This window comes from Methylobacterium ajmalii (assembly GCF_016613415.1).
Classification (GTDB): domain Bacteria; phylum Pseudomonadota; class Alphaproteobacteria; order Rhizobiales; family Beijerinckiaceae; genus Methylobacterium; species Methylobacterium ajmalii.
In genome coordinates this window covers 1-20,111 of record NZ_JACWCT010000153.1, presented here as the reverse complement: position 1 = coordinate 20,111, position 20,111 = coordinate 1, and the positions used below count along the sequence as shown (strand labels likewise).

Below are 20,111 nucleotides of genomic sequence, written 5' to 3'. Positions count from 1 at the left end.
CCTATTCCGGGGATAGACCTATCCCATGGTCGCCACGGTGCGGCCGGGGTCGATCTCGATCAGCCGCAGGCCGAAGCTGCGGCCCTCCTGCGCCTCCCAATCGGCGAGCACGGCATTGACCCGCTCCGGGCCGTCCTCGGCCAGGGTGCGGCTGCCGACCGATTCCTCGATGGCATGCGCGACCTCGTCCATCAGCCGCGCACGGGACTTGCCCCGGGCGGGCCCCTCGGGGAGGCCGGACCCGCAATAGGCGGCGACGATCTGCTCCGACAGGGTCTCGATGACGGCCTGGTTCACGGAGGTCATGCCCATCCTGCGCTCTCCCGTTCGGCGGGGTCGCGCCCCGTCCTGGTGAACCGGGACAACGCGGCAGGGCGCCGGCGGTGCCGCGGCCCTCAGCCGGCCTGCTGCTGGCCGGCGCGGTGGGCCGCGAGGGTGACCACCTCGGCCGACGGCGCGGCGCTCGCCGGCTCCCGGCCCATCATGAAGATCACCGGGTTGCGCGGCATGTAGCCGGGATTGCGGCGCAGGTTGAGCAGCGGCTGCAGCTCCACCGCGGTCAGGTCCTTCGGCGTGGCGTCGCGCCAGACATGGCCCGGCGAGGCGGCACGGGCGAAGGGCCACCAGGAGCGGCGCTCGGTCTCGACCTGCAGGACGAGCTTGCCCGTCAGGGTCTTGCGGAAATTGAAGCGACCCGTGATGGCCATAACGCGTCCTCCATTCCGGACAATCTGGACCCGCGCGGCTTAGCACGGCACTAACGGACATGGGGCGGCCACGCTTGGCCGAACAGCCGCGAGGCCCCGCCTGGCCCACGGCAACGCTGCCGCACCCACTGCACTAACGGTTGCGATGCCGAAACGCTCCCTCACGCTCACCGCCGCGCTGATCGCACGCACCCACCCGCACCCCGTGGCCGCGGACGAACGCGGCCCCGGCTGCGGCATGGCGCTGATGGGCGAGGCGGAGGCCGATGCCCGCCTCGACGCGGCCCTGGCGGAGAAGCCGGGCGATCGCGACGCCCTGTGGCTGTTCGCCTACGGCGCCCTGATGTGGCGGCCGGAATTTCCCGTGGCCGAGCGGCGCGCGGCGACGGTGCGGGGCTGGCACCGCCGGTTCTGCCTGTGGCAGCCCGGCTTTCGCGGCACGCCGGAGCGGCCCGGCGTGATGCTGGCCCTCGACCGGGGCGGCCGATGCCGCGGCTTCGCCTACCGGATCGCCGGCCCCGACCTGCGGGAGGCGGTCCGGCCGGTCTGGCGGCGGGAGATGCGCGGGCGCGGATACGAAGCCCGCTGGATCGCCGCCGGGACCGCCGACGGCCCCGTCCCGGCCCTGGCCTTCGTGGCCGACCGGGCGGGGACGCGCTACGCCGGACGCCTGACGGACGAGGCGATTGCCGGGCACATCGCGGCAGCCTGCGGCCCGACCGGCCCGAGCGCCGAGTACCTGCTCAACACGGTGGCGGCCTGCGAGGCGGCGGGCCTGCGCGACCGCCACCTCTGGACCCTGCAGGCGCTGGTGGCGGAGCGGCTCGCGGCTCAGAACAGCCCGACGCCGACCCCCGGCTCGCGCCGCGGCGGGTAGCCGTAGGGACCGGTCGAGACGCCGTAATAGGGCAGGACCGGCGCGTAGCCGAAGCCGAGGAGACGGCGCGGCGGCGGAGCGGCGACGAGGATGTCGGCCTGCACCTCCGCCTCGAGGGCGACGGGCGGGGGTGGGGGCGGCGCGACCCAGCCGGCCGAGAACCCGGCTCCGGCGCGCCCCGCATAGCCGGCGGGCATGTCGGCGGCGGCCGCCGGCGCGGCGGCCAGGGCAGCCGCCAGAGGCAGGCAGGCCAGCATCGTGCGGAGCGTCATGGGTCGAAGAACCTCGGCAGGATCGGTCGTACGGACAAGCTTCACCGGGGCATCCCGGTTCCCCGGATCGTGACCTAGATTGGTGAACGAACCGGATCCGCGCGAGCCACCATGACCGAGACGCCTGCGTTCTACGACGACCTCGCGGGCTGCCTCGCCGAGGCCTGGCGCCGGCTGGAGGAGGGCGCGGCCCACCAGAGCGGCTTTCACACGCCGGCCCTCGCCACGATCGGCCGCGACGGCGCCCCGCGCCTGCGCACCGTGGTGCTGCGCGGGGTCGACCGGGCGGCCCGGTCGTTGCGCGTCCATTGCGACGCCCGCTCCGCCAAGGCCGCCGAGATCGCCGCCGATCCCCGGGTCTCGCTCCACGCCTACGATCCCAAGGCCAAGATCCAGGTCCGGATCGAGGGCACGGCCCGCCTGCACGGGCAGGACGCGGTGGCCCGCGCCGCCTGGGCGGCGTCGCGGCCGATGAGCCAGATCGGCTACGCCACCGCGCCCGGGCCCGGCACGCCCCTGGCCGAGGGCGGCGCCTACGCCCAGCCCCGCGACGACGACGGCGTGGAGGCCGGTTTTGCGGAGTTCCGCGTGGTCGTGCTGACGGCCGCCCGGCTCGAGTTCCTGTACCTCGCCCGCCAGGGCCACCGGCGGGCGCTGTTCAGCTGGGACGGGAAGGAGCCGGCGGCGACCTGGCTGGCGCCGTAGCGGGCCCCGGCCGGCTCGATCGCCCCCGAGGTTCCGCCGCCGGCCATCCAGGCCGAGCATGGCGCGCGGCGGATGCGGCGCGAGCGAGGCGCCGTCACCGCCTCACGATGCCGCCCGCAGCCGCGCGAACCCGGCGTCGAGGTCCCGCTTCAGGTCGTCGAGGTCCTCGAGCCCGATCTGGAACCGCAGGCCCGGCCCGCCCGGGGCCCAGGGGTTGGCGCTGCGATAGGGCGCGCAGTCGAACGGGATCACCAGGCTCTCGAATCCGCCCCAGGAAAACCCCATCCCGAACAGCTCCAGCCCGTCGAGCATCGCCGCCACCGCCGCCTCGGGGCAGGGCTCGAGGATGATCGAGAACAGGCCCGAGGAGCCCAGGAAGTCGCGCGACCAGATCGCGTGGCCGGGATCCTCCGGCAGGGCCGGGTGGAGCACCCGGGCGACTTCCGGCCGGCCCTGGAACCAGCGGGCGAGGGCGAGCGCCTGCTCGCCGTGCTCGCGCAGGCGCAAGGGCAGGGTGCGCAGGCCCCGCAGCGCCAGGAACACGTCCTCGGCCCCGGCGCACATCGACAACTGGTCGAAGGTCCGGCGCAGGGCCGGCCAGTACTTGGCATTGGCGGACGTCAGGCCGAGCAGCAGGTCCGAGCCGCCCGACAGGTACTTGGTGCCGGCCTCGATGGCGATGTCGACCCCGCGCTCGTGCGGCGGGAAGAGCAGCGGCGTCGCCCAGGTGTTGTCCATCAGGACGCAGGCGCCGCGCGCGTGGGCGGCTTGCGCGATGGCCGGGATGTCCTGCATCTCGAAGCTCTGCGAGCCCGGCGCCTCGGTGAGCACGGCGGCCGTGTTCCCGCGCATCAGCGCCGCGATGCCGGCCCCGATGGTGGGGTCGTAGTAGGTGGTCTCGACCCCGAACCGCGCGAGGAACCCGTCGCAGAACACCCGGGTCGGACGGTAGGCGGAATCGGTCACCAGGAGGTGGTCGCCAGCCTTGAGGCAGGACAGCAGCCCAACCGTGACGGCGGCGAGGCCCGAGGGCGTCAGCACCGTGCCGGCGGCGCCCGCGAGCTCGGTCCAGGCGGCCTCGAGGGAGCGGATCGTCGGGGTGCCGGCGGTGCCGTAGGTGTATTCCGACCGCCGGTTCTGAATCGCGTCGTAGCTCTCGTAGAGCACGGTCGAGCCGCGATAGATCGGGGTGTTGACGAAGCCGTGCTGCTGCGACGGGTCGCGGCCGGCATGGACCAGGCGGGTGCGGGTGCCGAGGCGGCTCTTGTCGCGGGGCGGGGTGATGCTCATCGGGCCTCTGGCGTGGCGGGATCGGGCGTCCGGAAACCGGACGGAAGATCGGGGCCGAGCACATCCCGCACCACCCGCCGCCGTCAAGCCTGGGCGGTGACGGTCTGCCGCGAGAACGTTGCGCCCGGCGCAACCCGGCGGCGGCTCCGCCTACGCTGTTCGTCGCACGCACCAACCCCTTGACCGGACAGCCCGCTTCGCCTGGAATGCCTCTTGCTTAGGCAGCGTTCGCGCTTGAGCAATCGGGCGGCGGCCCCACGGCGCCGCAACCGGAACGGGAGATGGAAGTCCGCATGAAGAGAATCGTCGCCGCCCTGGCCTTCGGGCTCGGCGCCACCCTGCTGGCCGGCGCCGCCCAGGCGCAAGGGACGCTCAACAGCATCAAGCAGAAGGGCTACCTCTCCTGCGGCTCCAACCCGGGGCTGGCCGGCTTCGGCGTGCCGGACGCGCAGGGCCGCTGGACCGGGCTCGACGTCGATTTCTGCCGGGCGCTCGCCGCGGCGATCTTCAACGACGTCACCAAGGTCCGCTTCATCCCGCTCTCGGCCAAGGACCGCTTCACGGCGCTCCAGTCGGGCGAGGTCGACATCCTGTCGCGCAACACCACCTGGTCGATGTCGCGCGACACCACGCTCGGGCTCGACTTCCCGGCCGTCAACTTCTACGACGGCCAGGGCTTCATGGTGAAGAAGAAGCTCGGCGTCGCGTCCGCCAAGCAGCTCGACGGCGCCTCGGTCTGCACCCAGCAGGGCACCACCACCGAGCTGAACCTGGCCGACTACTTCCGGGCCAACAAGCTGAAATACGAGGTCGTGGCCTTCGCCAGCGCCGACGAGACCTTCAAGGCCTACGATGCGGGCCGCTGCGACGCCTTCACCACCGACGCCTCGGGCCTCTACGCCGAGCGCCTGCGCGCCTCGGCCCCCGACGACAACATCGTGCTGCCGGAGATCATCTCGAAGGAGCCGCTCGGACCGGCGGTGCGCCAGGGCGACGCCCAGTGGGCCGACATCGTCCGCTGGACCCACTACGCGATGCTGAACGCCGAGGAGGCCGGCATCACGCAAGCGAACGTCGACCAGATGGTGAAGTCGACCGACAACCCGGACGTCAAGCGCATCCTCGGCACCGAGGGCAAGTACGGCACCGATCTGGGTCTCACCAACGACTGGGCCTACCGGATTATCAAGCTCGTCGGCAATTACGGCGAGGTGTTCGAGAAGAACGTCGGCCAGGGCTCGCCCCTGAAGATCCAGCGCGGCCTCAACGCCCTGTGGTCGAAGGGCGGCCTGCAATACGGCCCGCCGATCCGCTGACCGCCTGACAGACGCGGCGCCCGGCGATCCCGGGCGCCGCCCCGACAACCACAGACGCGAGCACGCCCCCTTGCCGACGCAGCTTCCGGCCGAGTCCCGCTCGGGTCCGCCCCGGGTCTCGCCCCTCTACGATCCCCGCATCCGCGGGGCGGCCTACCAGATCCTGCTGCTGCTGGCGGTGGGCGTGGTGGCCTGGATCGCGATCGGCAACGCCGCCGAGAACCTGCGCAACGCCCGCGTCGCCTCGGGCTTCGGCTTCCTCGGCAATACCGCCGGGTTCGACGTCAACCAGACGGTGATCCCGTTCGCGGCCGCGACCTCGACCTACGGCACCGCCTTCCTGGTCGGGCTCACCAACACCCTGATGGTGGCGGTGATCGGGATCGTGCTGGCCACCATCCTGGGCTTCACGGTCGGCGTGGCGCGGCTGTCGCCGAACTGGATCGTGCGCACCCTCGCCACGGTCTACGTCGAGGTGCTGCGCAACATCCCGCTGCTGCTGCAATTGCTGTTCTGGTACGTCGCGGTGCTGGCGAGCCTTCCGGGCGCCCGCGATTCCTACGCGCTGGGGTCGTCCGTCTTCCTCAACCAGCGCGGCCTCTTTCTGCCCAAGCCCCTGCTGGCGGCGGATGCCTGGGCGCTGCCCATCGCCCTCCTGGTCGGGATCGTCGGCACGCTGGTCTTCCGGGCGCATGCCAGGCGCGAGCAGGCGAAGACCGGCCGGCGCCTGCCGGTGCTGACGGTCGGGCTGGCGCTGGTCCTCGGCCTGCCGCTCCTGGCCTACGGGGTGCTGGCGCTCCTCGGGATCGCCCCGGTGGCGCTCGAGTTTCCCGTGAAGGGCACCTTCAACCTGCGCGGCGGGATGCAGCTCTATCCGGAATTCGTCGCCCTCGTGGTCGGGCTCACGGTCTACACCGCGGCCTTCATCGCCGAGGTGGTGCGGGCCGGCATCCAGGCGGTCAACAAGGGCCAGACCGAGGCGGCCCGGGCCCTGGGCCTGCAGCCCGGCCCGACGATGCGGCTGGTGGTGATCCCGCAGGCGATGCGGGTGATCGTGCCGCCGCTGACGAGCCAGTACCTCAACCTCACCAAGAACTCGTCGCTGGCGGTGGCCATCGGCTACCCGGACCTCGTCCAGGTCTTCATGGGCACGGTGCTGAACCAGACCGGCCAGGCGGTCGAGGTGGTGGGGATCACCATGGCGGTCTACCTGACGATCAGCCTCGTCACCGCCTTCGTGATGAACCTCTACAACCGGCGCGTCGCGCTGATCGAGCGGTGAGGCGCCCATCATGACCGCCGGATCCCCGACGCTCACCTTCGTCCGCCGCGAGCCGGTGCCCGCCTCGGCCCCGCCCGCCCTGGTCGCCGGGCCGCTCGCCTGGCTGCGCCAGAACCTGTTTTCCAGCCCGGCCAACACCGTGATGACGCTGGCGGCGCTCGCCGTCGTCGCGCTGGTGCTGCCGCCGCTGCTGCGCTTCCTCGTGATCGACGCGGTCTTCACCGGCGAGAACCGCGACGCCTGCCGGCCCGAGGTCCTGGGCCGCCCGGTCGGCGCCTGCTGGGCCTTCGTGGCGAACAAGATCAACTACTTCGTCTACGGCTCGTACCCGGTCGAGGAACGCTGGCGGCCCAACGTCTTCTTCGCCCTGATGGCGGTCGGGGTCGGGTGGATGCTGTGGCTCGACGCGCCCAAGCGCGGTCTCGGCGCGCTCTACTTCTTCGTCGTCTTCCCGCTCGTCTCCTACGGGCTGCTCGCCGGGGTGCCGGCGCTCGGGCTGCCTGCCGTGCCGACCTCCCTGTGGGGCGGCATGCTGGTGACCCTGATCGTGTCGCTCGTCGGCATCGTCGCGGCGCTGCCGCTCGGCATCCTCCTGGCGCTCGGGCGGCGCTCGCGGCTTCCGATCGTGCGGCTGTTCTGCGTCATCTTCATCGAGTTCTGGCGCGGCGTGCCGCTCATCACCGTGCTGTTCATGGCCAACGTGATGCTGCCGCTGTTCCTGCCCGGCGACGTCACGGTGGACCGGCTGGTGCGGCCGCTGGTGGGCATCGCGCTGTTCTCCGCCGCCTACATGGCCGAGACGGTGCGCGGCGGCCTGCAGGCGATCCCGCGGGGCCAGACCGAGGGGGCGATGTCGCTGGGCCTGAGCCCCTGGCACCGGATGCGCTTGATCATCCTGCCCCAGGCCCTGCGCATCGTGATCCCGGGCATCGTCAACAGCTTCATCGCGCTGTTCAAGGATACGAGCCTCGTCTCGATCGTCGGCATCTTCGACTTCATCCGCACGATCGAATCGGCCCGGGTCGATCCCGCCTGGGCGGCGCCGACCGTGGTGATGACCGGCTACGCCTTCGCGGCCCTGTTCTACTTCGTCTTCTGCTTCGGCATGTCCCGCTACGCCCGCTTCATGGAGCGGCGGCTCGCGGCCGGCCAGACACGGTGAATCCCCCCATGGCTTCCTCTCCCGCCCCCGGCACCCCCGTCCTCCTGCCGGAGACCGACCCGGATCTCGCGCCCCGCAACACCTCGGCGGCGCGGCTCGCCAGCGCGCCGACCGCGGTGTCGCTGGAGCGGGTCAACAAGTGGTACGGCGCCTTCCATGTGCTTCGCGACGTCGATCTCACCGTGCGCAAGGGCGAGCGGATCGTGATCTGCGGCCCCTCGGGCTCCGGCAAGTCGACCCTGATCCGCTGCATCAACCGCCTGGAGGAGCACCAGGCCGGCCGCATCGTCGTCGACGGGATCGAGCTCACCAACGACCTCAAGCGGATCGACGAGATCCGCCGCGAGGTCGGCATGGTGTTCCAGCACTTCAACCTGTTTCCGCACCTGACCGTGCTCGAGAACTGCACGCTGGCGCCGATCTGGGTGAAGAAGATGCCGAAGGCCGAGGCCGAGGCGGTCGCCATGCGCTACCTGACCCGGGTGAAGATCCCCAACCAGGCGCACAAGTATCCGGGCCAGCTCTCCGGCGGCCAGCAGCAGCGCGTCGCCATCGCCCGTTCGCTGTGCATGGCGCCCAAGATCATGCTGTTCGACGAGCCGACCTCGGCGCTCGATCCCGAGATGGTCAAGGAGGTGCTCGACACCATGGTGGGCCTGGCCGACGAGGGCATGACCATGCTCTGCGTCACCCACGAGATGGGCTTCGCCCGCCAGGTCGCCGACCGGGTGATCTTCATGGACGAGGGCCAGATCGTCGAATCGAACACCCCCGAGGCGTTCTTCCGCGCGCCCGAGCACGAGCGGACCCGGCTGTTCCTGAGCCAGATCCTGCATTGAGGACCCGGGCCTGCGTGGGGCGCAGGCCCGCCCCCGATCGCGGGTGCCTTTCCGGCACGGGCCCGGTAGGGACCTCCCCTCGGCCGCCGCGTCGAGCGTGGCGGCACGGAGATGCCTTGCGATGAAGAAGGACGATCCCTGCACGGGGGTCTGTGCGTGGGACGGCAGGACCGGCTGGTGCCTGGGCTGCGGCCGCACCGTGCCGGAGATCAAGGCGTGGCGGAAGCTCACGCCCTACCGGCGCTCCGCGCTCCTGCGCGAGCTGCCGCGCCGGATGCAGCAGCTGGGACCGCCGCCCCGCGACCCCGAGCCGGGCGGACGGTCCCGGGGCGCCTGATGCCCCGGGGCCCGGCGCCGGCGACCGGTCACCGCCCGGTCGCGACCGGCAGGTCCTCGCGCGCGCCCCATTCCGACCACGAGCCGTCGTAGAGCGAGCGGGGCGGGCGGCCGAGGCGCTCGAGGGCGATGCCGACGATCGCCGCGGTCACGCCCGAGCCGCAGGTGGCGACCACCGGGCGGTCGAGGTCGATGCCGGCCCGGGCGACCGCCTCGCGCAACGCGGCCTCGTCCTTGAGCCGGCCGTTCTCCTGCAGGGCCGCGTAATGCAGGTTGAGGGCACCCGGCATGTGGCCCGGCCGCACGCCGGGGCGCGGCTCGGCCTCCTCGCCGGCGAAGCGGGCGGCCGAGCGGGCATCGACCACCTGGGCCGAGCCGGCCAGCGCCCGCTGCACGTCGCCGACATTGGCGACCGCCGAGTGGTCGAGCCGGGCGGTGAAGTGGCGCCGGTCGCGCGGGCGCGCCTCGCCCTCCTCGACCGGGTGCTCGCCCGCCACCCAGGCCGGCAGGCCGCCCTCCAGCACCGCGACCTCGCGGGCGCCGAAGGCCTTCAGGGTCCAGCGCACCCGCGGGGCGGAGAAGAGGCCCATCCCGTCATAGACCACGACCGTCATGCCGTCGCCGATGCCCATCTGGCGCATCCGCGAGGCGAAGGCCTCCGGCGAGGGCAGCATGTGGGGCAGGGCGCTTGCCTCGTCGCGCACCGCGTCGATGTCGAAGCGGATCGCCCCCGGGATGTGCGCGGCGCGGAACTCGGCCTCGGCGTCCCGGCCCATCGCCGGCAGGTACCAGGAGCCGTCGACCACGACGATGTCGGGCGCCGCGAGCCGCTCTGCGAGCCAGTCCACCGTGACGAAGGGGCCGATCGACATGCCAGTCTGTCTCCGAAGCGGGGCCGCGCGGGCCCGTTCCTGCAGGATCGGGCCGCGAGACCCGTCTCACCCATAGGTAGAGCGTCGGACCCGTCCGGGGCAACGTGCTCGCTTTCCGGGCGCCGCCGCCGCCGAATCGGGCGAGGCGGCGGGCGAGGGGAAGGCCCCTCCGACTCGCCACACCTGGCACGGCGTTTGCGACGTAGCGTCCACTGCACCCGCCGTGTCCACTCTCCCTTGCACGGCCGGGCGTGGTCGACGGGCCAGGCGGTGAGACTCCGAGGGCTGCCTGGCCCGCCCGCCCCGGGCGACGGACCGATCTGCGCCGGACCGATCCCCGGGTCGTCGCGCCGATCCCGGCGCCGCGGGGCCGCCGCCTCGGCCGATCCGCGCACCGTCGCGACACCGCGCCGGGCGCGACAACCGCGCTGGGCGCGGCAGGGAGGCTTTGCGATGAAGGCGACGGCCCGCTTCGAACCGCCGATCCGTCCCGATGGAGTGGTGGTATCGTCCCTCGGCTACCTGGCGGCGGCGATCCTGCTCGCCGACTGGCGTGCCGCCCGCGCCGCCCGGCTCGCGCCACCCGCCGAGCCGCCCTCGGCCACGGTGCACCGGTTGGTGCCGCGCAGGGCCCGTCCGCATCCGATGCCGCGGCCGGCCGGGGCGCTCCTGCGCCTCGCCGAGGCCTGAGGTCCCGCCGAGGACACCCGCCGACGACAGGAGAGGGCCGCCAAAGAAAAAGGCGGCCCCGAAGGACCGCCTCGTTCGCGAGGGGCGGGCCGTCGCGGCCCGCCGGTCGTCCCGCGTCAGATCCGGGGCGAGCGGCCGCGCATCAGGCCGAAGATGGCCGAAACGGCGAACAGCACGATCGCCACGAAGAACACGATCTTGGCCGCCTCCATGGCGGTGCCGGCGATGCCGCCGAAACCCAGCAGAGCCGCGACGAGGGCGACGACGAGGAAGGTGATTGCCCAGCCGATCATTGGAAACTCCCGTGTCAATCGCTGCCTGATTGCTTCGCGGCGCCGTGCGGTGAAGCGTTGCAGCAAGTTGAACGAGAAACTGATGGACCGGGCGACAGGTTCCGTCGATTTTTTCGGATGAAAGCCGGAGGCCGTCCGTGTGCCCCGCACCACGCGAGACAGCGCCGGCCCCGGACGGGCGGCGCGCATGCCGTTCAACGCTGTGCGGAAGGGAGTGGCTCCCCGAGCAGGACTCGAACCTGCGACAAGGCGATTAACAGTCGCCTGCTCTACCAACTGAGCTATCGGGGATCGCGGCGGGAGCACTACCCAAGCCGGGCAGGGCGCGCAAGGGATTTTCCGGGTCGGATCGGATTTTCGCGAGCCGGCTCCATTTCGTCGCCGCCGGCCGCGGTTTTGCGGCAGGACCCTGTTGCGGAGCCGGGCCGGGTCCTGCTAATGACCCCTCGTCCCCGGGTCGTCCGCCCGATGCCGGGGAGACGGCGCACCGGATCGGATCCGGCCCGCTCGATCGCCGGTTGCGAACCGGCCCGGATGGCCTCGTGGCGGAGTGGTTACGCAGAGGACTGCAAATCCTTGCACCCCGGTTCGATTCCGGGCGAGGCCTCCATCCATTCTCCTTGTTCTTCCGAGACATCGTTCGACCCGGCGCAGTGCACCCCCGTGCGCCGTGCCGCCCGGATCCTTGCCTTTTGGCCGGCGATCCACCACAACCGCGTCGCCCGGCGGCTTGACCGTCGCGGCTTGGCCGTCGCTCAAGCTCTCCAGAGACGTTCATGCTCGACTACGCGCAAGCGCGCCGCCTCATGGTCGATTGCCAGCTCCGGACGTTCGACGTGACCGACATCGCGCTCCTCGACGCGTTCGACGCCGTCCCGCGCGAGCGGTTCATGCCGGCGGACCGGGAAGCCTTCGCCTATATCGACCAGCCCCAGGCGGTCGGCGCCGAGGACGGCGAGACCCGCTTCATGCCGGCCCCGATGGTGCTGGCGCGGCTGATCCAGGCGCTGGCCCTCAAGCCCGGCGACCGCGCCCTCGACGTCGGCACGGGCCTCGGCTACGGCGCCGCGGTGCTGCGCCGCCTCGGCGTCGAGGTGGTCGCCCTCGAGTCGCTCCCCGGCCTCGCCGCCGCGGCGCGCGAGCGGCTGGGCGAGGGCGTCACCGTCGAGGCCGGCCCGCTCGAGACGGGCGCGCCGGGCCACGCTCCCTACGCGGCGATCCTGGTCGAAGGCCAGGTCGAGCGGCGCCCGCAGGCCCTGCTCGACCAGCTCGCCGATGGCGGGCGCCTCGCCTGCGTCCAGGGGCAGGGCCGCCCGGCCAAGGCGACCCTGTGGGTGCGCTCGGGCAACGCCTTCGGCTCGCGCCCGCTCTTCGACGCCACGCTGCCGCCGCTGCGCGCCTTCGCGGTCGAGGCCGGCTTCGCGTTCTGAGCCCGGTTGTCCGCCTCGCGGGAGCGCTCGCGCAGCCGTCGCCGCGCGAGCGATCGCAAGCGTATGACGGGAGATCCGGACGATCGCTTCCGGATCTCGTGTCGTCAGCCGGCGCGGCGCTCGAGCGAAGCCGAAATCCGCGCTGCGACCGCTCCGTCCGATTTCGCACGACGCGCCTCCCGGCGCGGGCCGACTCCGTCCGGCACGGCGGGGACGCGGCGGCCGCAGACCCGGTGCGAGCCGGCGGGCTCCCGTGCGCTACCGCACACCGAAACGCTTCCTTTACCAAAACCCGACACGATCCGGTCGATCCCGGCCGGATGACGATCGGGGATGCGGGCGGGCGCGCCGCAGGCCCCCGGAATGTCCGTCGAGGATTTCTGCCTGGGGGAACCTGTCGCTTTTTTGCGGCAGTGCCGGGCAAACAGAGCCATCGGCGCCGCGGGGGCCGTGCCCCGGGAACCGCCCTCGGTTAAGGTCTCCCTCGAGGTGGGCACAGCGAGATGGCGAATCGGCTCCGCCGCCCAACGGCGCAGGGCCGGTCATCGTGAGCTAGCCGCACAGGGTAGACAGGCGTGACGGACACAGGAACTCGGGCGTTCCGCGGGCTACGGCTGGGCGGCTTCGCCGCCATGGCCCTCGCCATGGCGGGCCAGGGCGCGACCGCGGAAACCCTGGATAGCGCGCTCGCGCGGGCCTATGCGGGCAACCCGACGCTCAACGCGCAGCGCGCCGGCCAGCGCGCCAACGACGAGAACGTGCCGCGGGCGCTGGCGGGCTACCGCCCGACGGTCAGCGCCTCGGCGAGCGTCGGCGTCAGCCACGTCTCCGGCAAGCTCGGCGCGGCCGCGCTGGCGGAGGGCGGCGCCGGGGCGATCGGACGCGCGTCGGAGCAGACCCTGGTGCCGGGCACCGCCGGCCTCTCGGTCAGCCAGACGCTGTTCAACGGCTTTCGCACCGACAACCAGACCCGCCAGGCCGAGTCGCAGGTGCTGGGCGGCCGCGAGACCCTGCGCAACACCGAGATGACGACGCTGTTCTCGGCGGCGCAGGCCTACATGTCCGTGCTGGCCGACACCGCCACGCTGGAGCTCAACCGCAACAACGTCGAGGTGCTGGAGGAGCAGCTCCGCCAGACCCGCGACCGCTTCAACGTCGGCGAGGTCACCCGCACCGACGTCGCCCAGGCCGAGGCGCGCCTCGCCGGCGCCCGGGCCCAGGTCAGCCTGGCCGAGGCCAACCTGCGCACCAGCATCGCGACCTACCGGCAGGTGATCGGCGTCGAGCCGCGCCAGCTCGCCCCCGGCCGGCCGATCGACCGCTTCGTGCCCGGGACCCTGACGGCGGCGGTCGAGATCGGCCTCGTCGAGCACCCGGCGATCCTCTCGGCCCTCCACTCGGTCGACGCCGCCGAGGCCCAGGTCAAGATCGCCGAATCGTCGCTCTACCCGACGGTCAGCGTGACCGGCAACGCCGCCCAGGTCTTCGACCAGCAGATCGCCAACACACGCTTCTTCCAGGGCTCGATCGTCGGCCAGCTCACCGTCCCGCTCTACCAGGGCGGCGCCGAGTACGCGCAGATCCGCCAGGCCAAGGAGCAGGTCGGCCAGGCCCGGCTCCAGGCCGAGCTGACCCGCGACCAGGTCCGCGCCGGCATCGTCACCGCCTGGGGGGCGCTCGAGGCCGCCAAGGCCCGCGTCATCGCCTCGCAGGCCCAGGTCCAGGCCAACGAGGTGGCCCTGAACGGCGTGCGCGAGGAGGCCCGGGTCGGCCAGCGCACCACCCTCGACGTGCTGAACGCCCAGCAGGAGCTGCTCAGCGCCCGCGTCAGCCTGATCGCCGCCCAGCGCGACCGGGTGATCGGCTCCTACCAGGTGGTGCAGACCGTCGGCCGCCTCACCACCCGCTTCATCGCGGTGCCGGTGGCACAGTACAGCGCCAAGCAGCATTACGATCAGGTCAAGGATCTCTGGTACGGTGTGCGCACCCCGGACGGCCGCTAGGCCCCCGGGTCGCCGCGGCCCGTCCCGGCCGATGCCTTTTTGCGTGTGAGTCGGGGACCGCTTCGCTTGTGCGGGACGGCCTCCGCTGCGTACTCTGACCCACCCGATCCTCTCCCCTCCGACCTCGAGCGTTGAGCCCGATGAGCGCCGCGAGCCCCAAGACGCAGGACAAGACGCAGGAACCCTCGATGGAGGAGATCCTCGCCTCGATCCGCCGCATCATCGCCGACGACCAGAAGCCGGGCGAGCCCCCCGCCGCCGGATCGAAGCCGACGGCGGTGCCGGATCCCGAGCCGGAGGAGGACGTGCTCGACCTCGCCGAGGTCGCGATCCCGGTCCCGAAGCCCGAGCCGGTCGCCAAGGCGGTCGAGAAGGCCCCCGAGCCGAATATCGACCCCTTCGATGCGCTGGGCGAGATCGAGTTCCGCGACGAGCCGATGGATTTCGACGCGATCGAGATCGAGCCGGAGCCCGCGCCGCCGCCGCCGCCCCCGGAGCCCCCCCGGGCCGCGGCCCCGCCGCCGCCCGCACCGCCCGTGCCGCCGGCGGTCGAGGAGCGGCTCCTGTCGCAGGCGACCGATGCCACGGTCAGCCACGCCTTCGACCTGCTGGCCAACACGGTGCTGACCCGCAACGCCCGCACCATCGAGGACCTGGTGCAGGACATGCTGCGCCCGATGCTGAAGTCCTGGCTCGACGACAACCTGCCGGTCATGGTCGAGCGCCTGGTGCGCGCCGAGATCGAGCGCGTCGCCCGCGGGCGCTGAACGCCCCCGCCCGGGCGGGCCAGTTGACGGAACGGCGCGGGTCCGCTTGAAAGCGGGCTCGGGGGCCGGTCGCTCGCGCGGCCGGCCTTGTTTCGTTTCTGACGGCGCCCGCGGGGCGCGCGTCCCGCCGGACGGGATGCGCCTCGGGCGCCGGGCGAGTGGCTGCTTCCCGCGATGATGGACAAGACCTTCGATCCCGCCGCCGTCGAGGCGCGCATCGCCGCCGAATGGGAGGAGGCGCAGGCCTTCCGGGCCGGCCGCCCCGACCGGGCCGGCGCCGAGCCCTACAGCATCATGATCCCGCCGCCGAACGTGACGGGCTCGCTGCATATGGGCCACGCCCTCAACAACACGCTCCAGGACGTGCTCGCCCGCTTCGAGCGCCTGCGCGGCAAGGACGTGCTGTGGCAGCCCGGCACCGACCACGCCGGCATCGCGACCCAGATGGTGGTGGAGCGCCGCCTCGCCGAGCAGCAGCAGCCCGACCGGCGTACGCTCGGCCGGCCGGAATTCGTCCGCCGGGTCTGGGAGTGGAAGGCGGAATCCGGCGGCACCATCGTCAACCAGCTGAAGCGGCTCGGCGCCTCCTGCGACTGGTCGCGCGAGCGCTTCACCATGGACGAGGGCCTGTCGAAGGCCGTCCTGAAGGTCTTCGTCGACCTGCACGCGCAAGGCCTGATCTACCGCGACAAGCGCCTGGTGAACTGGGACCCGAAGTTCCAGACTGCGATCTCCGACATCGAGGTGCAGCAGATCGAGGTGAAGGGCCATCTCTGGCACTTCGCCTATCCGGTCGTCGACGAGGCCGGGACCGAGACCGGCGAGACCCTCACGGTCGCCACCACCCGGCCCGAGACGATGCTGGGCGACACCGCGGTGGCGGTGCATCCGGAGGACGAGCGCTACCGGGCGCTCGTCGGCAAGCGGCTGCGCCTGCCGCTCGTCGGCCGGCTGATCCCCATCGTCGCCGACGAGTACTCGGACCCCGAGAAGGGCACCGGCGCGGTCAAGATCACCCCGGCGCACGACTTCAACGACTCCGAGGTCGGCCGCCGGCACGGGCTGGCGCAAATCAATATCCTGGATGAGGAAGCCCGCATAAGCCTCGACGGTAATGCGGACTTCCTGGAAGGGTCGAGCCCGGAGCCCGAGGCCCTGGCGCTGCACGGCCTCGACCGGTTCGAGGCCCGTGCCAAGGTCGTCGCGCTCATGGAGGAGCGCGGCCGGCTGGTGGCGATCGAGCCCAACACCCATGCGGTCCCGCACGGCGACCGCTCGGGCGTGGTGATCGAGCCCTACCTCACCGACCAGTGGTACGTGAACGTCAAGCCGCTGGCCGAGCGGGCGCTGCAGGCGGTGCGCGACGGCCGCACCCGCTTCGTGCCCGAGACCTACGAGAAGACCTACTTCCAGTGGCTCGAGAACATCGAGCCCTGGTGCATCTCGCGCCAGCTGTGGTGGGGCCACCAGATCCCGGCCTGGTACGATCCGGAGGGGAACTGCTTCGTCGCCGCCAGCGAGGAGGAGGCTCTCGCCCAGGCCGCCGAGAAGCACGGCCGGCCGGTGGCCTTGCGCCGCGACGAGGACGTGCTCGACACCTGGTTCTCGTCCGGCCTGTGGCCGTTCTCGACGCTGGGCTGGCCGGAGCAAACTCCCGAGCTCGCCCGCTACTACCCGACCAGCGCGCTGGTGACGGGCTTCGACATCATTTTCTTTTGGGTCGCCAGGATGATGATGCTCGGCCTTCACGCACTCGATGAGGTGCCGTTCCGCACGATCTACATGCACGCCCTCGTCCGCGACGAGAAGGGCGCCAAGATGTCGAAGTCGAAGGGCAACGTGGTCGATCCCCTCGACCTCGTCGACCGCTACGGCGCCGACGCCCTGCGCTTCACCCTCGCGGCCATGGCGGCGCAGGGACGCGACATCAAGCTCTCGGTGCAACGCGTTGAGGGATATCGCAACTTCGCCACCAAGCTCTGGAACGCCGCGCGCTTCGCCGAGATGAACGGCTGCCGGCTCGATCCCTCGTTCGCGCCGGGGAGCGTGACCCAGACCCTCAACGCCTGGGCGCTCGGCGAGGCCGCCCGGGCCGTCGCCGAGGTGACCGGGGCGATCGAGGCCTACCGCTTCAACGACGCCGCCAACGCCGCCTACCGCTTCGTCTGGAACGTGTTCTGCGACTGGTACCTGGAGCTGGCCAAGCCCGTGCTCCAGGGCGAGGACGGGCCGGCGAAGGACGAGACGCGCCGGACCATCGCCTACATCATCGACCAGATCTGCGTGCTGCTGCACCCGTTCATGCCGTTCCTCACCGAGGAGCTATGGGCGACGAAGGCGCGCGAGGCCGGCATCACACGTCCGCTCCTGGCGCTCGCCGCCTGGCCGGACCTCGGCGGGCTCGCGCGTCCCGAGGCCGAGGCCGAGATCGGCTGGGTGGTCGACCTCGTGTCGGAGATCCGCTCGGCCCGCTCGGAGACGAACGTGCCGGCCGGCGCCCAGATCCCCCTGGTGCTGGTGGCGCCAAGCGAGGCGGTGCGCGAGCGCGTGGCGCGCTGGGGCGACACCGTGCGGCGGCTCGGCCGCATCGCCTCGATCGACACCGTGGAGACGAGCCCGCGCAACGCCGTGCAGCTGATCGTGCGCGGCGAGGTCGCGGCCCTGCCGCTCGAAGGCGTGGTCGACCTCGCCGCCGAGGTGGCGCGGCTGAAGAAGGAGGATGCCAAGCTCGACGGCGAGATCGGGAAGATCGACGCCAAGCTCGGCAACGCCGACTTCCTCGCCCGCGCCCCCGAGGAGGTGGTGGAGGAGCAGCGCGAGCGCCGCGACGCCGCCATCGCCCGCCGCGAGAAGGTGCGGGACGCCCTGACCCGGCTGCAGGGCTGATTCCGACGACACGGGATCCGGTGCGGGCCGCTGCCCGCACCGGCGCCGAACACGCCGAAGCCGAGAGTCCGTTCGGGGAGAGGAACGTCCACGCGGTGCCCGACCCGAGGATCGGGCGCAGGCGCGTGGGGCGACGACGCCTCGCGCCGGCGACCCCGAAGCCTCCCCCCGAAACCTCCCCACACGCATGAGCCGCCCCCCCGTCTCCCCCTCCGCTCCCGCCCCGTCCCGTCCCGCCCGGTGACCGGCCGCTACGACACCCGGACCGACGTGCTGTCCGTCCGCTTCGGCGATGCGGAGGCAGTGGCGAGCCGGGAGGTCCGGCCGGGCTGGCGCGTCGCCTACGCCGCCGCCGGGACCGTCGCGGAATTCGAGATCCTCGCCGCATCCTCGGCGCCCCCGGCGATCGACCGGGAGCTGCGGCGGCTGGTCGAGGCGGCCTGACGGCATGGCGCGCCGCCGGCGCCTCCTGCCGCGCTCCGTGCGGTACGCCGCCTCGCTCGGCCTCGTCCTCGCCGCCGGCCTCGGCCTCGGCCTCGTCTTGGCGGCCTGGCTCACCGCGAAGGCGGGGGATCCCGCCCTCTACCCGCCGGCACCCGGCGCGGAGACGGTCACGGTGCGGCTCGTCGCCAATGCCTGGCATTCCGGTCTGCTGCTGCCGCGCGAGGCGCTGGCCCGGGCGGCGGCCGAGGCGGGAGCCGGCGCCCTCGTCGGGGTGACCGAGCGCTTCGGCGCCTATCCGGCGCTCGAGATCGGCTGGGGCGATGCCGGCTTCTACCGCGCCGTGCCGACGCTCGCCGCCCTCGACTGGCGCCTGGCGCTCGCCGCCCTGTTCACCCCGGGCGGACGCCCGGCGGTGCTGCACGTCGTCGGGATCGCGGACGAGGACGCGCTGCGCGGCGCCGGGACCGTGACCCTGCACCTGTCGCGGGCCGGGTTCGGGCGTCTCGCCGCGGCGCTCGCCGCCGCCTTCACCCTGCGGGACGGCCGCCCGGTCGAGGCGGGGCCGGGGCTCTACGGACCGAGCCTGTTCTACGAAGCGGAAGGGCGCTTCGGCCTTCTCCACGTCTGCAACCACTGGAGCGCCGGGCTCCTGCACGCCGCTGGCCTGCCGGTGACGCCTCTCCTCGATACCCTGCCGCGGGGCCTCGTCCTCGATCTGGCCTGGCGCGCCGGCGCGCCCTGAGGATCGACCGGGTGGCGCCTCGCGGCGCGCCGCAGCGCGGGGCCCGGCCTCGCCGGCGGTCCCACCGAGGACCGGGTTCCGCTGTGGACGGGTGTGGACGGGACTCGCGCGAGAGCGGCCGTTACGCTTTCGTTTACGCCAGGCCGGCAGGGTTGCCTCCAAGTGCAGCGTAACCCTGTGCGGCCGCGCGGCCCGCTCCCCCGACAGGGTGGGCGGGTCTTGCCGGCGGCGCGGGATCCGAGGGGTCGATGGCGGGATCTTCGAAGAGCGGTACTCCGCGTCCGGAGACGGAGCGGGGGGCCCTCCGGCCTGTGCCGGTCGTCAAGTGGGCCCTGGTGGCGGGAATCGCGCTCGCGGCGGCCAACTGCGCCGGGCCGACGCCCAAGACCCTCGCGCTGAAGAGCGGCGGGCGCGAGATCGACCCGAAATACGGCGTCGCCGCGAGCCCGCGCCTCTACGGCGAGAACGACAGGATCCCGAAGGGCGGCGGCCGGCAGATGACCGGCAAGCCCTACGTGGTGGCCGGCCGCACCTACGTGCCGCGCCAGGACGCGCGGGGCTACGTGCGCGAGGGCCTGGCCTCCTGGTACGGCACCGCCTTCCACGGCCGACAGACCGCCAACGGCGAGATCTTCGACCGTTTCTCGGTCGCCGCCGCGCACCCGACCCTGCCGCTGCCGAGCTACGCCCGGGTCACCAACCTGCAGAACGGCCACTCGATGGTGGTGCGGGTCAACGACCGCGGGCCCTACCACGCCGACCGCCTGATGGACGTGTCGCAAGCGGTGGCCGAGGCGCTCGACTTCCGCCGCCGCGGCACCACCAAGGTCCGGGTCGAGTATGTCGGCAAGGCCTCGGTCGGCGGCAGCGACGACCGCAAGCTGATGGCGACCCTGCGCACCGACGGCACGCCCGCCGGCTCGCCGATGGGCGCCAACATCATGGTGGCGGATGCGGGCGACGACGCGAAGCCCTTCGCGTTCCGCCAGCCCGAGCCGGAGCCGGTGCGCCCGATCGTCGAGAAGCCGCGGGTCGTCGCACCCGTGCAGCTCGCCTCGGCACAGGCCGTCGAGGACGAACCCGAGATCCGCCGCCAGGCCCCCGCCAGCGTGGCCCCCGCCCGCGTGGCCCCCGTCCGCGCGTCCGCGCACGCGCCGGCGCCGGTCAGGATCGCCGAGGCGCCCCGGGCGCCGGCGCC

At 72.6% G+C, this 20,111-nt stretch carries 21 protein-coding genes and 2 tRNA genes; 16 read left to right on the top strand and 7 right to left on the bottom strand.

Annotated elements, in window-relative coordinates:
- Positions 1 to 18: 18 nt before the first annotated feature.
- Positions 19 to 312: a hypothetical protein gene (locus tag HPY23_RS27255; protein WP_060847747.1), complete on the bottom strand. Its 294-nt coding sequence runs from the start codon at positions 310 to 312 to the stop codon at positions 19 to 21.
- 83 nt (positions 313 to 395) lie between these two features.
- Complete coding sequence (locus HPY23_RS27250; RefSeq protein WP_060847746.1) at positions 396 to 707, bottom strand: hypothetical protein; 312 nt, start codon at positions 705 to 707, stop codon at positions 396 to 398.
- 145 nt (positions 708 to 852) lie between these two features.
- Here HPY23_RS27250 and HPY23_RS27245 point away from each other — a divergent pair, with 145 nt between their 5' ends.
- Entirely contained in the window at positions 853 to 1,584 is a 732-nt protein-coding gene (locus tag HPY23_RS27245) for a gamma-glutamylcyclotransferase (RefSeq protein WP_091882471.1), read from the top strand.
- Here the strand turns inward: HPY23_RS27245 and HPY23_RS27240 are convergent.
- On the bottom strand, positions 1,539 to 1,856 hold the full coding sequence (locus HPY23_RS27240) for a hypothetical protein (RefSeq protein ID WP_091882475.1): 318 nt from the start codon (positions 1,854 to 1,856) through the stop codon (positions 1,539 to 1,541). The two genes, HPY23_RS27245 and HPY23_RS27240, sit on opposite strands and share 46 nt — an antisense overlap.
- Before the next feature lie 111 nt (positions 1,857 to 1,967).
- Between HPY23_RS27240 and HPY23_RS27235 the strand changes: the two genes are divergently transcribed.
- Positions 1,968 to 2,561 (top strand): pyridoxamine 5'-phosphate oxidase family protein, encoded by a 594-nt coding sequence (locus HPY23_RS27235; RefSeq protein ID WP_091882478.1) that lies wholly within the window; start codon positions 1,968 to 1,970, stop codon positions 2,559 to 2,561.
- Positions 2,562 to 2,663: 102 nt separating this feature from the next.
- On the opposite strand, the gene metC is transcribed toward HPY23_RS27235, so the two are convergent.
- Positions 2,664 to 3,851, bottom strand: a complete 1,188-nt coding sequence (gene metC / locus HPY23_RS27230; RefSeq protein ID WP_091882481.1) for a cystathionine beta-lyase — start codon at positions 3,849 to 3,851, stop codon at positions 2,664 to 2,666.
- 293 nt (positions 3,852 to 4,144) lie between these two features.
- On the opposite strand from metC, the gene HPY23_RS27225 reads away from it, so the two are divergent.
- From HPY23_RS27225 to HPY23_RS27205, 5 genes are all read left to right on the top strand, one after another.
- The gene (locus HPY23_RS27225; RefSeq protein WP_091882484.1) at positions 4,145 to 5,167 is read left to right on the top strand and encodes an amino acid ABC transporter substrate-binding protein; all 1,023 of its coding nucleotides are present in this window, start codon (positions 4,145 to 4,147) and stop codon (positions 5,165 to 5,167) included.
- Positions 5,168 to 5,237: 70 nt separating this feature from the next.
- Positions 5,238 to 6,449, top strand: coding sequence for an amino acid ABC transporter permease (locus HPY23_RS27220; protein WP_091882487.1), 1,212 nt, complete (start codon positions 5,238 to 5,240; stop codon positions 6,447 to 6,449).
- Positions 6,450 to 6,459: 10 nt separating this feature from the next.
- Positions 6,460 to 7,611, top strand: coding sequence for an amino acid ABC transporter permease (locus HPY23_RS27215; protein WP_091882491.1), 1,152 nt, complete (start codon positions 6,460 to 6,462; stop codon positions 7,609 to 7,611).
- An 8-nt stretch (positions 7,612 to 7,619) separates the two neighbouring features.
- Positions 7,620 to 8,450 carry an amino acid ABC transporter ATP-binding protein gene (locus HPY23_RS27210; protein WP_060847736.1) on the top strand — a complete coding sequence of 277 codons (831 nt, stop codon included), beginning with the start codon at positions 7,620 to 7,622 and terminating at the stop codon, positions 8,448 to 8,450.
- 121 nt (positions 8,451 to 8,571) lie between these two features.
- The gene (locus HPY23_RS27205) at positions 8,572 to 8,787 is read left to right on the top strand and encodes a DUF1289 domain-containing protein (protein WP_091882494.1); all 216 of its coding nucleotides are present in this window, start codon (positions 8,572 to 8,574) and stop codon (positions 8,785 to 8,787) included.
- Positions 8,788 to 8,815: 28 nt separating this feature from the next.
- Here the strand turns inward: HPY23_RS27205 and sseA are convergent, their stop codons facing one another.
- Positions 8,816 to 9,658, bottom strand: coding sequence for a 3-mercaptopyruvate sulfurtransferase (gene sseA / locus HPY23_RS27200; RefSeq protein WP_091882497.1), 843 nt, complete (start codon positions 9,656 to 9,658; stop codon positions 8,816 to 8,818).
- Between the two features lie 453 nt (positions 9,659 to 10,111).
- Between sseA and HPY23_RS27195 the strand changes: the two genes are divergently transcribed.
- Positions 10,112 to 10,348: a hypothetical protein gene (locus tag HPY23_RS27195; RefSeq protein WP_091882500.1), complete on the top strand. Its 237-nt coding sequence runs from the start codon at positions 10,112 to 10,114 to the stop codon at positions 10,346 to 10,348.
- A gap of 116 nt (positions 10,349 to 10,464) precedes the next feature.
- Here the strand turns inward: HPY23_RS27195 and HPY23_RS27190 are convergent, their stop codons facing one another.
- On the bottom strand, positions 10,465 to 10,830 hold the full coding sequence (locus HPY23_RS27190) for a DUF1328 domain-containing protein (RefSeq protein WP_091882504.1): 366 nt from the start codon (positions 10,828 to 10,830) through the stop codon (positions 10,465 to 10,467).
- A gap of 26 nt (positions 10,831 to 10,856) precedes the next feature.
- Positions 10,857 to 10,932: transfer RNA gene (locus tag HPY23_RS27185), tRNA-Asn, on the bottom strand.
- Positions 10,933 to 11,177: 245 nt separating this feature from the next.
- Here HPY23_RS27185 and HPY23_RS27180 point away from each other — a divergent pair.
- The 8 genes from HPY23_RS27180 to HPY23_RS27145 form a co-directional block, all read left to right on the top strand.
- Positions 11,178 to 11,251: transfer RNA gene (locus tag HPY23_RS27180), tRNA-Cys, on the top strand.
- Positions 11,252 to 11,417: 166 nt separating this feature from the next.
- The gene (locus HPY23_RS27175) at positions 11,418 to 12,071 is read left to right on the top strand and encodes a protein-L-isoaspartate O-methyltransferase family protein (protein ID WP_091882507.1); all 654 of its coding nucleotides are present in this window, start codon (positions 11,418 to 11,420) and stop codon (positions 12,069 to 12,071) included.
- Between the two features lie 632 nt (positions 12,072 to 12,703).
- The gene (locus HPY23_RS27170) at positions 12,704 to 14,074 is read left to right on the top strand and encodes a TolC family outer membrane protein (RefSeq protein ID WP_175539864.1); all 1,371 of its coding nucleotides are present in this window, start codon (positions 12,704 to 12,706) and stop codon (positions 14,072 to 14,074) included.
- Positions 14,075 to 14,214: 140 nt separating this feature from the next.
- Entirely contained in the window at positions 14,215 to 14,841 is a 627-nt protein-coding gene (locus tag HPY23_RS27165; protein WP_175539855.1) for a PopZ family protein, read from the top strand.
- 174 nt (positions 14,842 to 15,015) lie between these two features.
- Entirely contained in the window at positions 15,016 to 17,727 is a 2,712-nt protein-coding gene (locus tag HPY23_RS27160; protein WP_091882510.1) for a valine--tRNA ligase, read from the top strand.
- A 240-nt stretch (positions 17,728 to 17,967) separates the two neighbouring features.
- Complete coding sequence (locus tag HPY23_RS33905; protein WP_175539856.1) at positions 17,968 to 18,171, top strand: DUF2283 domain-containing protein; 204 nt, start codon at positions 17,968 to 17,970, stop codon at positions 18,169 to 18,171.
- A 4-nt stretch (positions 18,172 to 18,175) separates the two neighbouring features.
- Positions 18,176 to 18,913, top strand: coding sequence for a DUF2459 domain-containing protein (locus HPY23_RS27150; RefSeq protein WP_091882515.1), 738 nt, complete (start codon positions 18,176 to 18,178; stop codon positions 18,911 to 18,913).
- Between the two features lie 248 nt (positions 18,914 to 19,161).
- Positions 19,162 to 20,111: septal ring lytic transglycosylase RlpA family protein (locus HPY23_RS27145; RefSeq protein ID WP_200649704.1), on the top strand; the 950-nt coding region annotated here is incomplete at its 3' end.

What these genes read in the sequence shown, in the direction of transcription:
- HPY23_RS27235 (WP_091882478.1), top strand. Translation starts at nt 1,968, where the DNA reads ATGACCGAGACGCCTGCGTTCTACGACGACCTCGCGGGCTGCCTCGCC.
- HPY23_RS27165 (WP_175539855.1), top strand. Translation starts at nt 14,215, where the DNA reads ATGAGCGCCGCGAGCCCCAAGACGCAGGACAAGACGCAGGAACCCTCG.
- metC (WP_091882481.1), bottom strand. Translation starts at nt 3,851, where the DNA reads ATGAGCATCACCCCGCCCCGCGACAAGAGCCGCCTCGGCACCCGCACC.
- HPY23_RS27175 (WP_091882507.1), top strand. Translation starts at nt 11,418, where the DNA reads ATGCTCGACTACGCGCAAGCGCGCCGCCTCATGGTCGATTGCCAGCTC.
- HPY23_RS27195 (WP_091882500.1), top strand. Translation starts at nt 10,112, where the DNA reads ATGAAGGCGACGGCCCGCTTCGAACCGCCGATCCGTCCCGATGGAGTG.
- HPY23_RS27205 (WP_091882494.1), top strand. Translation starts at nt 8,572, where the DNA reads ATGAAGAAGGACGATCCCTGCACGGGGGTCTGTGCGTGGGACGGCAGG.
- HPY23_RS27255 (WP_060847747.1), bottom strand. Translation starts at nt 312, where the DNA reads ATGGGCATGACCTCCGTGAACCAGGCCGTCATCGAGACCCTGTCGGAG.
- HPY23_RS27190 (WP_091882504.1), bottom strand. Translation starts at nt 10,830, where the DNA reads ATGCGCGCCGCCCGTCCGGGGCCGGCGCTGTCTCGCGTGGTGCGGGGC.
- HPY23_RS27150 (WP_091882515.1), top strand. Translation starts at nt 18,176, where the DNA reads ATGGCGCGCCGCCGGCGCCTCCTGCCGCGCTCCGTGCGGTACGCCGCC.
- HPY23_RS27240 (WP_091882475.1), bottom strand. Translation starts at nt 1,856, where the DNA reads ATGACGCTCCGCACGATGCTGGCCTGCCTGCCTCTGGCGGCTGCCCTG.
- HPY23_RS27225 (WP_091882484.1), top strand. Translation starts at nt 4,145, where the DNA reads ATGAAGAGAATCGTCGCCGCCCTGGCCTTCGGGCTCGGCGCCACCCTG.
- HPY23_RS27210 (WP_060847736.1), top strand. Translation starts at nt 7,620, where the DNA reads ATGGCTTCCTCTCCCGCCCCCGGCACCCCCGTCCTCCTGCCGGAGACC.
- HPY23_RS27245 (WP_091882471.1), top strand. Translation starts at nt 853, where the DNA reads ATGCCGAAACGCTCCCTCACGCTCACCGCCGCGCTGATCGCACGCACC.
- sseA (WP_091882497.1), bottom strand. Translation starts at nt 9,658, where the DNA reads ATGTCGATCGGCCCCTTCGTCACGGTGGACTGGCTCGCAGAGCGGCTC.
- HPY23_RS27170 (WP_175539864.1), top strand. Translation starts at nt 12,704, where the DNA reads ATGGCCCTCGCCATGGCGGGCCAGGGCGCGACCGCGGAAACCCTGGAT.
- HPY23_RS27160 (WP_091882510.1), top strand. Translation starts at nt 15,016, where the DNA reads ATGATGGACAAGACCTTCGATCCCGCCGCCGTCGAGGCGCGCATCGCC.
- HPY23_RS27215 (WP_091882491.1), top strand. Translation starts at nt 6,460, where the DNA reads ATGACCGCCGGATCCCCGACGCTCACCTTCGTCCGCCGCGAGCCGGTG.
- HPY23_RS27250 (WP_060847746.1), bottom strand. Translation starts at nt 707, where the DNA reads ATGGCCATCACGGGTCGCTTCAATTTCCGCAAGACCCTGACGGGCAAG.